The following is a 16,439-nucleotide window of genomic DNA, read 5'->3' as shown; positions in this document are numbered from 1 at the left end:
CGTGTCTCAGTTTATACAAGAAGAATCTTTTTGGAATACTGTATTTGATTACGAGGATCAGATTGCTTCAATACCTCATATTAAACATTCCCAGAGCTGCGAGGAGCCAATTGAATACAAACAAATCATGTATTCTCTTTCGGACAGATGTTCAGAGAGAATTGCTTCCCTCGCTAATCACTCACCATTAGCAATTTATATGATTTTACTAACAGGGGTTAATTGCTTACTTAACAAATACACGACTAATGAAAATATTATTGTCGGCATGCCAAGTTTTCTGGATTCTATGCGTAATGAAATATTCATGATAAAAAGTAGGATTAAGCATAATAGTACTTTTAAAAGCGCATTTCAAGAAATTAATAAATTTATCAAAGAAGCTGTCGCGAATCATGACATCCCTTTCAGAAAAATGATCGAAGGTCTTAGTGTTCAATATAATGAAGATCATTTACCTACCATTAATACAATCGTAATGCTAGATGATTTGAACTCATTGGATTTTAAAAATACCGTTCACTATGAATTATTATTTGCTTTTAAGATTGAAAATAAAACTAAAATTAATTTGAATGTAACTTTTCTTAATTATTATGAGTATGAGTATGTTAATCAAATAATAAATCATTTAAATGAACTATTTACTGTTATTCTATTTCAGCCTGACCTTGCATTTGAGCGGGTAGATTTTTTAAACGATTTAGAGAAATCTAAAATGTTACCTACATTTAAACAGCCATCTAATTATCCATCTGAGCTAGTTAAAAGTCACAAGCTGATTCACCAATTGTTTGAAGAACAAGTAAACCAAACACCACATAAAGTAGCATTAGTGTGCGAAGATAGATACCTTACATATCAACAATTAAATGAGCGTGCGAATCAATTAGCGCGGACTCTTATAGCCAGAGGATTACAACGGGAACAACTTGTTTGTATTATGGTTGAACGCTCGATTGAAATGATGGTAGGTGTTTTTGCGGTATTAAAGGCCGGTGGAGCGTATGTACCGATTGATCCCGAATATCCGAATGAGAGAATCCAATTCATGTTGGAGGACTCTGATTGTGACATTTTGTTGATCCATCGTCATTTGAAAGATCGAGTATTTTTTCCGAAAAAAAATATAGTCATTGATGATCAAGATTCTTACCAGGATATCCGTACAAATTTAAATTTAGATTTGGATTCAACAAACCTGGCTTATGTTATCTATACTTCTGGCACAACTGGAAATCCAAAAGGTGCTATGATCGAACATCGACAATTGACGGCCATGTGTGAAGGTTGGAGACATGCTTATCGATTGGATGATGGAAATATAAAGTTACTTCAATTAGCCAGCTTTTCATTTGATGTATTTACAGGTGACTATGCACGCTGTTTATTACATGGCGGGGAAATGGTAATTTGTCCAACCGATTCGAGGCGTGACATCACAAAGATATATGAACTTATCAATAAGCATAAGGTCAATATTTTTGAATCTACACCTGCATTAATTATTCCACTAATGGATTATATCTATAAAAATAGATTAAATATTAGCTCCATGCAGACTTTGATTACAAGTTCAGATCAATGTTCCTTACATGCATTCACAAAACTAAATGAACGATTCGGTTCAACTATACGCATCATCAATTGTTATGGCGTTACAGAAGCTTGTATAGATAATAGTTATTATGAACATGTGCCGAATAATAGCTATAACTGCTTACCAATCGGCAAAGCTTATATTAATGATGAACTATATGTATTAAATAATAGTTTTAATTTACTGCCTATCGGTGTTGTAGGTGAATTATTCATAGGTGGAAAAGGGGTAGGCAGGGGATATTACAAACGGCCGGCGCTTACCTCAGAAAGATATATTCCGAATCCATTTAAAGAAGGAGAAAGAATGTATCGGACAGGTGATCTTGCCAGATGGTTACCTGATGGGAATATTGAATTTATCGGAAGAATAGACCATCAAATAAAAATTCGGGGATACCGCATTGAAATTGGTGAAATAGAATCAGCTTTTTATAAGATCGAAGAAATCCAGGAAGTTGTAATTGTTACGCATAAAAATAAAAGAGATGAGCAAGTTTTATGTGCATATTTTGTGGCAAACACCATGTTGCCAATAAGAAAAATTAGAGATGAACTATCAGCTTATTTACCCAGTTATATGATTCCAAGTTCCTATGTACAGTTAGATCAATTACCTTTATCTCCGAATGGGAAAATTGATCGAAAATCATTACCTCAGCCACATAACAATGTACAAACAGGTATTGAGTATATTACGCCAAATACGCCAACACAAAAAAAATTATTGGAAATTTGGAAGGAAGTATTAGATATTGACCACATTTCCTTGTTGGATAATTTTTTCGATCTTGGTGGTCATTCACTAAGTGCAATGTTTCTTTCAACTAAAATACATCGAGATATGAGTGTGCAATTGTCGATTAAAGATGTATTTAATTACCCCGTATTGGAACAAATGGCCAATGTAATAGAAAATAAAGAGATTAGGTTGTACACCATGATACCTAGGATTCCTGAATCTGAATATTATTCAGTTTCATCCGCGCAAAAACGAATGTATATTGTGAGTCAGCTAGAAGATGTTGCCTATAATATGCCTTCAGTATCGATATTAGAAGGCAAATTAGATTTAATGCGTTTAGAAAATGTTTTTCAAACAATGATAAACAGACATGAATCTTTTCGCACATCTTTTGAAGTTATTGACGGAGAATTAGTCCAAAAGGTACACAAAAATATAACGTTTCAATTATTTGTAGAGCATAGTACAGAAACATCTATAGATTCCTATATTCAAGATTTTATTAAACCGTTTAATTTAGCTAAAGCACCCTTACTGCGAATTAAACTTATACAAGTAGCTCCATCTAAATATTATTTATTGATTGATACACATCATATTGTCTCTGATGGAGTATCCATCGATATATTTAAAAAAGAGTTTTATCAGTTATACGAAGGAAGAGAGTTATCACCGTTACGCATTCAATATAAAGATTATGCCTCATGGGAACAAAGTCAAAAACAACAAAAAGTTATGAAAAAGCAAAAAGCATACTGGATAGACAGATTTCAAGAAAAAGTTCCTGTGTTACAATTACCAACGGACTATATCAGACCCAAAGAAAAAAGTTTCGCCGGGGATGATATCAGGTTTGTTCTTACCCGGCAACAAAGTGAAGGGCTTATCCAACTTGCGAATCAAACAAATACTACACTATACATGGTTATGTTAGCGATTTATACGATTTTGTTATCAAAGTACAGCGGTCAAACGGACATCATTGTAGGCAGTCCGATTGCTGGTCGATCCCACGCCGAGTTAGAGCCGCTTATTGGTATGTTTCTGAATACGTTAGCGATGCGTAATAATCCAACAAGCAGCAAAGCCTTTACGACCTTTCTTCAAGAAGTGAAGAAAAATACCTTAAAAGCATTTGAGAATCAAGACTTTTCATTCGAAGAATTAGTTGACAGTATCGAGTTAGATAGAGATGCAAGCCGAAATCCCCTGGTAGATGTATTGTTTACTTTTCAGAAAATAGATCGTGTGCAAAATAAACTCTTAGAACTGGAAATTAACTTATACAGCTCAAAATATTCTATTGCAAAATTTGATTTGGTTTTAGCCGCATATGAAAAAGACGGACAAATCGAATGTGATATTGGCTATGCGACATCACTATTTAACAAAGTAACGATTGAACGAATGGCTTTGCATTTTTTACAATTAGTCGATCATGTTATCGCAAATCCTGAATCTCAAATAAACAAATTAGAAATGATCACTGAAAAAGAAAAATTACAGATATCAGAGCAGTTTAATGGTCCGGTCAATTATTTAACTGAGAAAACGCTCCATCAGTTATTTGAAGAACAAGTAGAACGAAGCCCAAATAAAATTGCCCTTGTATATAGGGAAGAAGAATTAACTTATCGTCAGTTAAATGACAGAGCAAATCAATTAGCGCGGACACTGTTAGCTAACGGTCTTAGACAGGAGCAACTTGTTGGTATTATGGCTGAACGTTCGCTTGAAATGATAGTAGGTGTACTTGCCGTTCTGAAATCTGGTGGAGCTTATGTTCCCATTGATCCGGAATATCCGGATGAGCGAATCGAAAGTATGCTAGAAGACTCCGAATGTGAAATATTATTAATTCATGGCCATTTGAAAGATCGAATAAACTTCCCCCAAAAATGTATAGTTATCGATGATCAAAATTCCTATCATGAAATGAATACAAACTTAGATCTGGAGTTGAATTGTCGTAATTTAGCTTATGTTATCTATACATCAGGAACAACTGGAAAACCAAAGGGGATGATGATTGAACACAGGAATCTCACTTCGATGATCTTAGGTTGGGAAAAAGAATACCGATTGGATGAAGGAAGGAATGTGAGACAACTACAACTCGCGAGCTTTTCATTTGATGCTTTTACTGGTGATTATGTGCGATGTTTATTATATGGTGGTGAAATGGTAATTTGTCCTTCTGATTACAAACGAGATATCACCAAGATATATGAGCTAATCGATAGACACCAATTGGATATTTTAGAATCCGCACCCTCCTTAGTTATCCCGTTGATGGATTATATATATCAAAATAAGTTAAAAATAGATAGTTTGAAGACTTTAATACTAGGCGGTGATAAATGTTCTATCGACGCATTTAAAGTGCTGACATCTAGGTTTGGTTCGACCATGAAAATTATTAACAGTTACGGAGTAACCGAGGCATCCGTAGATAATAGTTATTATGAATATTCAGCGTCGGATGATTATAATTGTATACCTATCGGGAAGCCGTATTTAAATCACAGAATGTTTATATTGAATAGTGATCTCGGAATGCAGCCTGTTGGTTTAATAGGAGAATTATTTATCGGAGGAAAGGGAGTTGGACGAGGATATTTCAAACAACCGGAACTCACTGAAGAAAAATTCATCTCTAGTCCTTTTGAAGAAGGGGAGCGACTGTATCGAACAGGGGATTTGGCAAGATGGTTGCCCGATGGAAATATTGAGCTGATTGGACGAATAGACCATCAAGTTAAGATTCGGGGAAATCGAATTGAAATTGGAGAAGTGGAATCAGAAATTAACAAGATAGATAACATTCTGGACGTTGTTGTTGTCGCACATCAAGATAAACAAGGCAGCCAAGCACTATGCGCGTATTTCGTGTTAAAAGGTGAATTATCTATTAATCAAATAAGAAATGTGTTATCTAGAAATTTACCAAGTTATATGATTCCAAGTTATTTTATCCAATTGGAACGAATTCCACTTACACCTAATGGAAAGATTGATCGTAAAGCATTACCGGAACCGGATAAAAATATGCGATTAACCACGGAATATGTCGCACCACGTAATTCTGTTGAACAAATAATTGCAGTAGTATGGCAATCTGTACTAGATATTGATAAAATAGGTATTTACGATAACTTTTTTGAATTGGGTGGAGACTCCATCAAGACTATACAAGTCTCGTTTAAACTGATTCAAAATGGATACAAAACAGAAATTAGACATTTGTTAAATTATCCCACCATTGAACAACTATGTGAGCATGTTCAGGCTGTACATGTTAGTTTGACGTGATCACCCAAAAACTACCTGCAGATTCCAATGAATATTTTCAGTAATTATCTAATTGAAACAGATCCCCACAATAAAGAATGGTTTTACCTTAAGACCTGTTTATTGACACCTCAGAATACTACCCTATCTAGTATCCATCCTGCTTGACATACCTGAATTTCACGATATACATGATGTAAATGATGTTATAAAAAGAGCATCTTCTATTCCTATGTAGTAATTGAAGATGCTCTAATTTAAAGGAGTATATAGATGACCTTGGATAATAAAAAAAGGAAAATCAAAGATTCTAAGGCTAAGACTATGGATGTTAGTATTCTTAGACTTTATTTATGGACACTCTCATTTGTAAAGCCTTATAAACGGGAATTGGTCATTTTATTAATTTCACTCTTTCTCATATCAGGTATTGCATTACTTTTACCTAAATATATTTCTTTTTTTATTGATCATATTGTTACAACTAGAAATAAAGAATTATTTGTGCAACTAATTTTTTTCTTGATTTTTCTCACTGTAACAGTGACCATTGCGAAAGCCCTCTCCAATATATATTTATTAAAAATTCAATCCAGAGTCATGCAAGATATTATGCACACCATGGTGAAGAAACTTAGAGAGTTAGGTTTGTCCTATATCGAAAAGCATCCCACTGGTGAAACGCTAGCATTATTGAACACGGAAGTTCAAGAAATGATTCGTACATACCGCACTGGGTTTCCTACACTTATAGATGCAACCATATATTCCATTCTATCTCTCATACTTATGACTTCTACGAGCTTTAAATTAAGTTTAATTGTAATTATTAGCTTTATAATATACTACATACTTGGCCCTAAATTAGAACAAAAAACTGCGAGGAACAGTAAGTCATTTGCATCTTCGCGAATGAATGAAGGCCAAAAGGTATATGAGAGCTTATCTGCTTTAACGGAATTAAGGGCATATGGAGCTGAAAAATGGGACTTGCAACGTTATTTAAAAAAAGTAGCGGCTTTAAATAAACAGTCAGTCCTAACCTTCTTTTCTCAAACTTTGATTCATGCCAATCGAATGCTATGTCACTATATCGGTAGTATTGCAATCTTTATATATGGTTTTTATTTAGTAAACGAGAAAGAAATTACGTTAGGAGCATTTGTTGCATTTACTTTATATTATTTTACTGCCTTAAATAAATTGCAGGAGGTTACCGCGAATTTAACTAAATTAAAAGTTAGTATGGGGCAAGTTAGTAAAGTATATGATTTTTATCATATAAAGCCTGACGTACACGAGCATGAAAAAACAATTTCTTTAGACAAAGTAAAAGGAGAAATAAATTTTTCGAACATAAGTTTCTCTTATTCACCAAACCGTCCCATCATTCAAAATTTTAACTTATCTATTCGACCGGGATTAAAAATCGCATTGGTAGGTGAAAGTGGGTGCGGGAAGTCTACGATTCTAAAATTACTCGGTCGATTTTACGATGTGACTTCAGGTGAGATTCAACTCGATAAAGTTCCGATTCAACAATTATCGTTTGACACTTTACGAAATGCTTTAGGTTATGTTTTTCAAGAAACTTATTTGTTTGGTACATCAGTAAAAGAAAATATTCGGTTTGGTAATCCGGATTGTAGCGATGATGATATTATTGCTGCAGCAAAATCTGCCTTTGCACATGATTTTATTTTAGAATTAGAGCATGGATACGATACTATCGTTGGAGAACGTGGCGTACTTTTATCCGGAGGACAAAAACAACGTATCGCAATTGCTCGTATGTTTGTTAAAAATCCTAGTATCATCATATTAGATGAAGCTACCTCTGCCCTTGACAACCTGAGTGAATATCATGTTAAACAAGCGTTAAATGAATTATGTAAAGATCGTACCATACTCACTATTGCACATCGCTTTTCAACTATCGTTGATTATGATCTTATCGTTGCTATGCGAGATGGGATGATCGTTGAAATGGGAGATTATGATGAATTAATAGATAAACAAGGATTATTCTATCACTTATTGAAAGCTAATAAACGTGTGGAAGGAGTGATAGAATTTGAAAAATGTTAAATGGATTATGAATTATATAAATCAATTAAAATGGTTTATGATCTTAGCAGTTGTCATTTCATTTTTTGAAATATTTGCTCAGACCTATGCCATTAGACTTCAGCAAACTTTAATCGATCAGGTATTTATTAATGGTCAGCAATCTCTTTTTGTAAACATCATTTTGCAAATTGCTTTTGCATATATCATTTACATCATAATTTTTACCCTATCAAATTTTATTACTTCCATAAATAAGTCGAAAGCCAAATACTTGATAGCAGAAAAAATGATGAAAAAAATGCATGTATTACCAATTTCGAAAATTCAAAATGAACGTATCGGAAAGTTTATTCATCATTTTACATATGATATAAATGTTACAGTAGATTTAATTGGAAGCAATGTTATTAATGTAGTCATTCAATTTGTTCATATTATTGTAATCATATCCATGATTCATACAGGACATTGGATATTGAATAGTGTTTTGATTATCATTAGCATTGTTTATGCTGTTATAGGATATCTGTTTTTGAAACAGGAAAAATTAGTGACTAAAAATATGTTGAAAAAAAGATCTCAATTATTTACAAATATTGAGGAGGCTATATCATCCTCCAAGGAAGTCATTGCTTATAGGCGTGAGGCATGGGAAGCAAAAAACTACAAAAATTTTTTTGAGCATTATTATCAAGCTGCCATGCAAGGAATTAAAGTTAAAAATAAACAGCTGTTTGTCAAAGATCCATTAGACTGGGGAGCGACCATTTTTATTTTGGGATTCGGCGGATGGTTAGTTTTAGAAAGTCAAATGACCGTTGGTACCTTCATTATCGTCTATCAATTATCTAAATTAATGTTAGGTTCTTTTCAGAAATTGTTTGATTCTATTATGTATTGTAGTAACAATATGGCCAGTGCGGAACAATTGAGAAAACTAACAGAGAATGAATCTATTAATCCGGGTTACATGAGTATCAGTGAGCAAATACAATCAATCGAATTTAAAGATGTTGTTTTTAAATATAAAGCTGATAGTGAAGATGTCCTTCATTCAACAAATTTGATCATTCCTCAGGGAAAAAAAATAGCACTTGTAGGCATGAGCGGATCTGGAAAATCTACTATAGGAAGCTTATTAATTAAATTTTTTGATGTTACAGCAGGAACAATACTAGTAAATGATATTCCATTAACACAAATAAATCGCGTAAGTTGGTCCAAAATAGTAAATATTGTACTTCAAGAGCCTTTTTTATTATCAGATACAGTTAGAGTCAATATAAAATTTGGTAATAATCAGATATCAGATCAAGAGATGCTTCATATATGCAAATTAGTGCAAGTAGATTCCTTTGTAAATAAATTAGAGAATGGATACGATACCATTCTTGGTGAAAGAGGAACAACATTATCTGGTGGACAAAGACAAAGAATTGCTTTGGCAAGAGCTATGATAAGTAATCCAGAAATTCTCATTTTGGATGAAGCAACTTCTGCACTGGATACTGCCACAGAAAAAATCATACTTTCTGAACTGGACAAAATGAGAAAAAATAAAACTACTGTAATTATTGCTCACAGGTTATCGACGATTTACAACGCAGACATTATTTATGTTTTTAATAAGGGATTAGTCGTTGATCAAGGAAATCACGAACAATTGATGAAGAGCTCATCGTTATACCGGGAATTAGCTTTAAAAGATAGGAATGATCATAAGGAAATAGCAAGAAAAGTAGAATAACGATAAGTTAGTTTATGGTGGTATGGTATAGAAGGAGCATTTTCTTGAACGGGAAAAATCGTTGGGAAATGCTCTTTCTATTTGGCTCGCTGCTCAGTTTTGAAAACAAACTACTGATTAGGGTAGGGCTAATAAATGAGGAGCTTCCGAAGTGTTACCGCCGCCTTTTAAGCTGCATTTTGAGCCGGTTGACGAACAGATGAGCGGCTTGGGAGTAGGGCTGTTCTTTGGGATGGATGCACCAAAGATACGAGGGCTGTTCGCCCGGGAGCTCCGCGTTCACCATCACAATATCGCCGTTTTCGTAATCCGGGTTCCCGTAAAACGTGTAATCCGTTCCGAGAGTGACGGCGATTCCTTCCCGGACCGCTTTCATGATCGCGTCGATATTGTTGCTCGTGAACAGCACGTTCACGGAATCGCCGAGCGTGGCGATAAACCGGGCAATATACTCGTCATGGTAAAGGACAAGCTGATGATCGGCCAACTGGTTCAGCGAGAGTGATTTTGCCGAGGCCAGGGCGGAATGCCGGCTCACGCCGACGACCATGCGCCCTTCGACAAGCGGATCGGCATGCAAACATGCGTTTTTTTCCAGAATCGTATCCGGAAACAAAATAAACCCGATATCGACGCGGTTATGGCGCACATCCTCGATAATTTCTTTGGTGCCCTTCTCAATCATTTCCAGCCGGATGCCGGGAAAATCTTTTTTGAGTTCCGTCAGCGTATCGACGAGCAGAGAGACGGGGCCCGGAATCGTAGCCACCCGGAGCCTCGCGTTTTGCAGCTTTCCGTAGCTGTTCGCCTCCGCTTGCAGCTGATGGACCTGGCTTAGGATTGCCGCCGCTTTGCCGAGAATCATTTGCCCCTCCGGTGTCGGAACCGCTCCCGTACGCGACCGGTTGAAGATGCGTACGCCGAGTTCTTTCTCCAGGAAAGATATCGATCGGCTGATTCCCGCTACCGTCATATGTTTATTGTGAGCAGCTTGGGTCAATGTTCCCGCCCGGGCTACCTCTACGATGAATTCCAGTTGTTCCAGATTCATTCCGACGTCTCCTTGATGTTAACTTTGAGTTAAGGTTAGTTAACTAATGTGAAATATAATTAATCTTGAGTATATGATACGATCTAATCAAGGTCAACGTGTGACAAAGCGCACACCACCGACAGATATACCAGACGAGATTTTTTTGGAGGCGGAACTTTTATGACAACCACTCAACGTGTAGCAGTAATCACAGGCGGCGCAAGCGGTATCGGCCGACAAGCTTGTTTAAAATTTGCCCGCAAAGGCGACCGAGTCGTCGTAGCGGACTTCAATGAAGCGGGCGGTATTGAAACCGTCGAGCACATAAAAAAAGAAGGCGGAGAGGCGGTCTTCGTCAAAGTCGACGTTTCCAGTCAAGAAAGCGTACAAGCTCTCGTAGATGAAGCGGTTGCCAAGTACGGCCGTATCGACGTGATGTTCAACAATGCGGGAATCGGCGGCGCTGGACCTATTTTAACTCAAAATATGGATTTGTATCACAAAACGATCGCGGTCAATCAGCACGGAGTCGCATACGGTATTATGGCCGCAGGCAACAAAATGAAAGAACTTGGCATTAAAGGTGTGATCATCAATACCGCATCGGTCTTCGGTTTCCTTGCTTCTCCCGGAACTTTTGCCTACCATGCGACCAAAGGCGCGGTTATCATGATGTCGAAATCGGCGGCACTGGAGCTTGCTCCTTACGGCATCCGTGTCATTGCGATAGCGCCGGGAGCGGTGGATACACCGATCATCCAGGGCTTCAAAGATAACGGCATGCTCGAAAGCATGAAAGCCAAAGTGATGGGCGGCGAGTTAACGAAGCCGGAAACGGTTGCAAACTCCGTCTACCTCCTTTCGCTGGATGAAGCGGATGCCATTAACGGCAGCGTAGTCATGGTCGACCAAGGGTACGCATCGTTTAAATAAGAAAATTGCCTCCCCATACCATCAGGCAAAAAGTCTCTCTTCATCCGGAAGAGGGGCTTTTTTTTATGAAATCCTCCATCCCAAGTAAACTTTATGTAAAATAAAATTCACCCATTTTTTTACCGGTGATCGTGGTATGATCTGGGAAAACAGTCATTAAGGAGAAATAAAATGGTTATTACGATCCGAAACTTTCGCATACCCGAAGACTACGAAGGTACGGCCGCTTTGCTTAGTACATTCTATTCAGAGCCGATTACGGTACAGCGCATGCGTGAAGAGGATGCCGCGATTCCACAGAAGGGCGCGTTGACACGTGACGAGAACGGAAGACTGACCGGCCATGACCGCCAGCGTCTTGTGGCTGTAAACGAGTCGGGTAAAATTATCGGCTACGGCTGTTCTTGGCGGGCTCCCTGGACGGCTCCGGGTACGTTGTACCAAAAGGTCCTCGTCGATCCGGCGGAAAGGAAAAACGGCATAGGACGCGAAATTTACGCGAAGCTGGCTGCCTATGCGGACGAAAGCGGCGCTAATAAAATCGTAGGCGAAGTCCGCGATGACGATCGGGATTCTCAAGCTTACGCGTCCGGACGCGGTTTTGTCAGGGACCGTCACCAGTTTGAATCCCTCATCGAATTGGACGGGCTGGCGCCTGAGACAGATGGCGGATCGGCAGACGCGCCGGAAGGGATCACGCTGACCACGCTGGCGCAAGTTCCGGGAGAAGAGATGGAGAAGCGGGTCTATGAGCTCTACCGGAAAACCCACCCCGACATTCCCGGCTCCGAGGGAGAATTTATGTGGTACAGCCAGTGGCGCAAAGAAAACCTGGAACGGGAAAGCTTCGATCCGTCGCTGTTTCTGCTCGCTTTGGACGGAGACAAACCGGTCGGAGCCGCCGAGCTGTATGAAATGAAGGAAACCAACAGCGTTTATAATCTCTATACATGTGTAGACGGGGATTACAGAGGCAAGGGCATCGCTCTTGCACTCAAACGCGCGTCTATCTCTTTGGCAAAGGAGCGGGGCTACGGCTATATCCGGACGAACAACGACTCCCAGAATGCGCCGATGCTTGCCATTAACCGGAAGCTCGGTTATGTGCCTGTCCCGGGGTATTATCGCATGTTTAAAATTCTCGATTAAAACGTCTCGAAGCCTGCCGGCTTTATCCGGCAGGCTTTTGCCTGTTTGGCGATCAACAAGGGCAGCTTACAATTTTGTAAGCTGCTTTCCTGTATTTTGTCATGGAAATCGATGGGACCTTCCTCGGGAATCCGTTACGCTGGAAGCAACACGATACCAGTAAAGGGGTACAGTCACCGATGAAAACACAACCACCGCGTATGCTTACTATCTTCTTGTCAGCCGCCATTATCGGCAGCTGCATACCTGTATCCGCCATGGCATCCCAGGACGGGAAAATCCCGCAGACACTCGCTTCACAGGCTTCGGCTGCCGGAGAAGACTACTTGCCGCTTCGCGCGCTTTGCGAATGGGTAGGCATTCCCATTGACTGGGACGAAGCCAAACGGACCGTAACGGCCGCCAGAGACAAGCATGTTCTTAGCTTCGTTCTTGCCAACTCCGGTATGCCTGCGGCCGACCTGGAAGGCCTACCTTTAGCGCCGGATGAAGTGATCCTGCTTGACGACACCGCCTATATTAAGCGGGAAACAGCCGTTAAAGCGTTCGGCGTTGAAGCGGCTTGGCGCGGCGGAAAGCTGGAGATCCCGACCCGCGATCTTGCTGCAAGAGCCCGAGCCTTTGTAACGCAGCTTCAAAAAAACAACCGTGCAGGCACAAACGCCCTAACGAACGACACATTCAAGGAAGCCGGACTTCCGGAAGGAACGGTCCAACTGGTTAAACAGCTTGCACAGTTTCCGATTACCCAAGAGCGGATCGAAAGCAACGCAGTCCACCGGACTGTCATCCTCACCTCTGAAAGCCCGCAGATGAATTTCGATCTGGAGATCCGGTTCGACAAGGACGGTTATGTGGACGATTTTTATGCGGGGATGTCTTTCGCAGGGTATAAGGCGCCTTCGTACGACAAGCCCGGCGCTTATAATGAGCGCAGGATGGTTATCGGAACCGGCGATCATGCCGTAGAAGGCACCTTGACCGTTCCGGCCGGAACGGGCCCGTTTCCGCTGGTGATTCTCTTGCAGGGCGACGGGGAACTGGACCGGGACAGCACGGTGTTCGCCCAAAAGCCGTTCCGGGATCTCGCCGTCGGATTGGCAAATCACCAGGTAGCCACGCTCCGGATGGACAAGACGACCCGGGAGCATTTCGCGCAGCTTAACGGTCATTACACGATCGGGGACGAGTTCGTGGAACCGGTACTTGCGGCGGTCAAGGCGGCCCGTTTAGATCCGGACATCGATCCCGGCCGAATATACGCGGCAGGCCACAGCCGCGGTGGCTGGATGATACCGCGGCTGCTGGCAAAGGACACGGAGTCGCTTATCAAAGGAGCCGTAGTGCTGGCGGGAGCCGATCCTCGCTACACGGAGATCGATTCTTACGAGCACGAAGAACTCGGCGGGATGATTCCGAAAGAACAACTGGCCTATTACCGAAAGCAGCTGGAGCTGGTGAAGGCCGATTCTTTCGATCCCAAGTCGCCTCCGGCCGCTTTCGAGCTGCCGCCGAATCCTTACTGGTGGCACGATATCCGCGGTTATTCACCGGCCGATGAAGCCAAACTCCGCAGCGCAGCCATGCTGGTGCTGCAGGGAGAAGAAGACTTTCAGGTGCCGCTGGCGAGCCTGAAGGGCTGGAAGGAAGTATACGCGGGGAACGCGGCCGTTACCTATAAAACGTACCCGAAGCTGACGCATTTGTTTACGGAAGGCAAATTGGAGAACGGCATCGGGAATTACAAGATTCCCGCGAACGTACCGGACACGGTTGTCGCAGATATCGCGGCTTGGATCAACGGCAGCGCGTCGGTTCTAAAATAAAATAAACAAAAAAAGCCTGGTTCTCAGGCTTTTTTTGTTTGCCGCAATATTTGAGCGGCAGGTGTTTAGTATTTCTGACTGTTATTGGACATATAAGCGATTGACCCGATGATGGTACCCAACAGAACGAGGGCGATCGGAATTCCGATCAGTTCCATGATGGCAGCCTCTGTACCGCGGTAGGTCGTATTTCCGACGACCATCGGAATTTCCAGACCCAGCACGTTCAGAATAAACACGATGACCCCAAGAATGACTCCCAGCAGAACAAACGGCTTTAAAAACCGGAAAATATATGAAGCCATTGTCAAACGCCTCCTTCACTTGCCTCTTTTTACTTTCTTAACCCTTAGACGATCCTCAAAAGGATACCCCTTCAAAATATGGGTGAGGTTAACAATTTTATTTAACCTTTAATTTCCGTTTTGAATACGCCGCCACAACAAGCAGAACCGATGCCGCCAAAAGAACGGCAATAATAAGCAGGGAAGCGGAAGAAAGATGGTTGACGGAGCCGGCGGGGACAGCGGTGCCCATAAAATCCGCATAAAACAGCTGGTTGAAAGGACCGAGGAACCACAGGAGCATGTAAATAAGCTCAAAGGGACGTTTGGATTCCGTCCATATGCCCAAAGCTAAGGCAAAGCTCGGTACGAAAAACGCAGCCGCGACAGCGTAAATCAGATGGACCACATCGCCCGTTACGATAAAACGGATGAGCATCCCGCTCCCTGTAAGAAGCACGGCCAGGAAACCGGACAGCCACACGGCAGGGATCTGTCTTCTGACATAGCCGGGTGACGAAGCGAGTACGGACAGTGTGCCGTACTGGTATTCGCGATTGCCCATCGAAGACCAGAGTGAAATCGGCCAGATCCAGGCAAGCGGCCAAATCCATCTCAGTGCCGTCGTAAAGGGAAGGAACAGGCACAGAAGAGCGAGAATCACCGCCACTACGTACCAGCCGGGTGGAAAACTGGCGAGCTGAAGCCGGAACTCCGCTCCGACGAGAGGCAGAAACCGGTTGTTCACCCGCACAGGCGTCAGCTCGGCTGCCGATGTGAGGGCAGGGCTTTTCGCTGCAGCGGGTTCCGCCGGCGCTTTTTTCGCCTGCTCCGGGGCTGGCGCTCTGCCGCCGCGGGAACGGGCTGGTACGGCCTGACCGGCGGCGGTGCCGGCACCGGGCCCTTGGACGACGACCGGGCTCTCCTTGAATCCGCGAAAAAGGCGGGAGGCCAGCAGGCAGACCAGGACCGCGACAAGCAGCAGAGCCGCTTGTTTGATCACTACGTCCCAGGTCCAGCTTATGCCGTCCCAGACGAATAGTTTAAGCGGGCTTTCCAGGAACAGAATTCCTTGCCCGTAGGTACCTTCATAATCGGCGTGAGTGAGCATTAGCTTCTCACGCATCGCCTTGGTGATGACGTCGTTCCCCATGCCCGAATACAGTGTGGACATCGTAACGCCGGTAAACAAAAGCAGATAAAGCACGATGCCGAACGGACTTCTGAGCACCGGACGGGTTTCGAACAGGACGGCCATGGCTGAAACAACCGCCAGGGCAGGAATCACAACAAACAGATACGGGGCCAGATAAGCACCCACGTGAAGCGTGTAGTCTTCGCCCCGGACCCACTGCATACAAATCGCGACGGGAATGACAACGGCGGCAATCACCGCCAAAACCAGAAAATTGCTGAGTGCTTTTCCGAGCAGATAATGGGATTTTTTCAGCGAGGAGCCTTCGATGATCTGGCCCACACGGGTCCTTTTATCGCGCTCGATGCCGTTTCGGACCAGAAAGAAGCCGAAAAAGGATAAAAACAAGGAGGTCGAAACCGCCGTTGTTCCGCCCACCCAGGCCGAGTTATAGATCCCCCGGAATTCTTCGAAATACAGCGTAACATATCCGGCATCCGAGGGAGGCACGAACAGATAAGCTGCAAGAATCGTCAAACCGAGCGTAACGAGAAAGCTGAACCGCCGGGTTCTTTCCAGAAAATCCGCCAGGGCTACCTGGTATGTAATCTTCCATGCGTTCATCAC

General features: G+C 41.9%; 9 protein-coding genes. 6 read left to right on the top strand and 3 right to left on the bottom strand.

The features are described 5' to 3' along the window. Position 1: 1 nt before the first annotated feature. From AC2TF6_RS16355 to AC2TF6_RS16345, 3 genes are all read left to right on the top strand, one after another. Positions 2-5,656: an amino acid adenylation domain-containing protein gene (locus tag AC2TF6_RS16355; protein ID WP_491307658.1), complete on the top strand. Its 5,655-nt coding sequence runs from the start codon at positions 2-4 to the stop codon at positions 5,654-5,656. Between the two features lie 252 nt (positions 5,657-5,908). Further along, on the top strand, positions 5,909-7,723 hold the full coding sequence (locus tag AC2TF6_RS16350) for an ABC transporter ATP-binding protein (RefSeq protein ID WP_491307657.1): 1,815 nt from the start codon (positions 5,909-5,911) through the stop codon (positions 7,721-7,723). Next, positions 7,710-9,452: an ABC transporter ATP-binding protein gene (locus tag AC2TF6_RS16345; protein ID WP_491307656.1), complete on the top strand. Its 1,743-nt coding sequence runs from the start codon at positions 7,710-7,712 to the stop codon at positions 9,450-9,452. The genes AC2TF6_RS16350 and AC2TF6_RS16345 overlap by 14 nt, the downstream gene beginning before the upstream one ends. Before the next feature lie 154 nt (positions 9,453-9,606). Here the strand turns inward: AC2TF6_RS16345 and AC2TF6_RS16340 are convergent, their stop codons facing one another. Further along, a complete protein-coding gene (locus tag AC2TF6_RS16340) occupies positions 9,607-10,503 on the bottom strand; it encodes a LysR family transcriptional regulator (protein ID WP_491307655.1) in 897 nt (298 codons plus the stop codon). Positions 10,504-10,665: 162 nt separating this feature from the next. Here AC2TF6_RS16340 and AC2TF6_RS16335 point away from each other — a divergent pair, with 162 nt between their 5' ends. The 3 genes from AC2TF6_RS16335 (at position 10,666) to AC2TF6_RS16325 (ending at position 14,393) form a co-directional block, all read left to right on the top strand. Then, on the top strand, positions 10,666-11,418 hold the full coding sequence (locus AC2TF6_RS16335; RefSeq protein ID WP_491307654.1) for an SDR family NAD(P)-dependent oxidoreductase: 753 nt from the start codon (positions 10,666-10,668) through the stop codon (positions 11,416-11,418). Between the two features lie 171 nt (positions 11,419-11,589). Next, positions 11,590-12,567, top strand: coding sequence for a GNAT family N-acetyltransferase (locus tag AC2TF6_RS16330; RefSeq protein WP_491307653.1), 978 nt, complete (start codon positions 11,590-11,592; stop codon positions 12,565-12,567). 179 nt (positions 12,568-12,746) lie between these two features. Beyond that, a complete protein-coding gene (locus AC2TF6_RS16325; protein WP_491307652.1) occupies positions 12,747-14,393 on the top strand; it encodes an alpha/beta hydrolase family protein in 1,647 nt (548 codons plus the stop codon). A gap of 65 nt (positions 14,394-14,458) precedes the next feature. On the opposite strand, the gene AC2TF6_RS16320 is transcribed toward AC2TF6_RS16325, so the two are convergent. Both AC2TF6_RS16320 and AC2TF6_RS16315 read right to left on the bottom strand, forming a co-directional pair. Beyond that, positions 14,459-14,698: a hypothetical protein gene (locus AC2TF6_RS16320; protein ID WP_491307651.1), complete on the bottom strand. Its 240-nt coding sequence runs from the start codon at positions 14,696-14,698 to the stop codon at positions 14,459-14,461. A gap of 97 nt (positions 14,699-14,795) precedes the next feature. Beyond that, positions 14,796-16,436: a Tat pathway signal protein gene (locus tag AC2TF6_RS16315; protein WP_491307650.1), complete on the bottom strand. Its 1,641-nt coding sequence runs from the start codon at positions 16,434-16,436 to the stop codon at positions 14,796-14,798. Positions 16,437-16,439: the final 3 nt, after the last annotated feature.

Source organism: Paenibacillus sp. JNUCC 35 (assembly GCF_058269095.1).
This window is presented reverse-complemented; position numbering and strand designations above follow the sequence as displayed.

Coding starts and splice junctions, on each gene's coding strand:
- AC2TF6_RS16335 (WP_491307654.1), top strand. CDS start 10,666: ATGACAACCACTCAACGTGTAGCAGTAATCACAGGCGGCGCAAGCGGT.
- AC2TF6_RS16350 (WP_491307657.1), top strand. CDS start 5,909: ATGACCTTGGATAATAAAAAAAGGAAAATCAAAGATTCTAAGGCTAAG.
- AC2TF6_RS16315 (WP_491307650.1), bottom strand. CDS start 16,436: ATGAACGCATGGAAGATTACATACCAGGTAGCCCTGGCGGATTTTCTG.
- AC2TF6_RS16330 (WP_491307653.1), top strand. CDS start 11,590: ATGGTTATTACGATCCGAAACTTTCGCATACCCGAAGACTACGAAGGT.
- AC2TF6_RS16320 (WP_491307651.1), bottom strand. CDS start 14,698: ATGGCTTCATATATTTTCCGGTTTTTAAAGCCGTTTGTTCTGCTGGGA.
- AC2TF6_RS16325 (WP_491307652.1), top strand. CDS start 12,747: ATGAAAACACAACCACCGCGTATGCTTACTATCTTCTTGTCAGCCGCC.
- AC2TF6_RS16340 (WP_491307655.1), bottom strand. CDS start 10,503: ATGAATCTGGAACAACTGGAATTCATCGTAGAGGTAGCCCGGGCGGGA.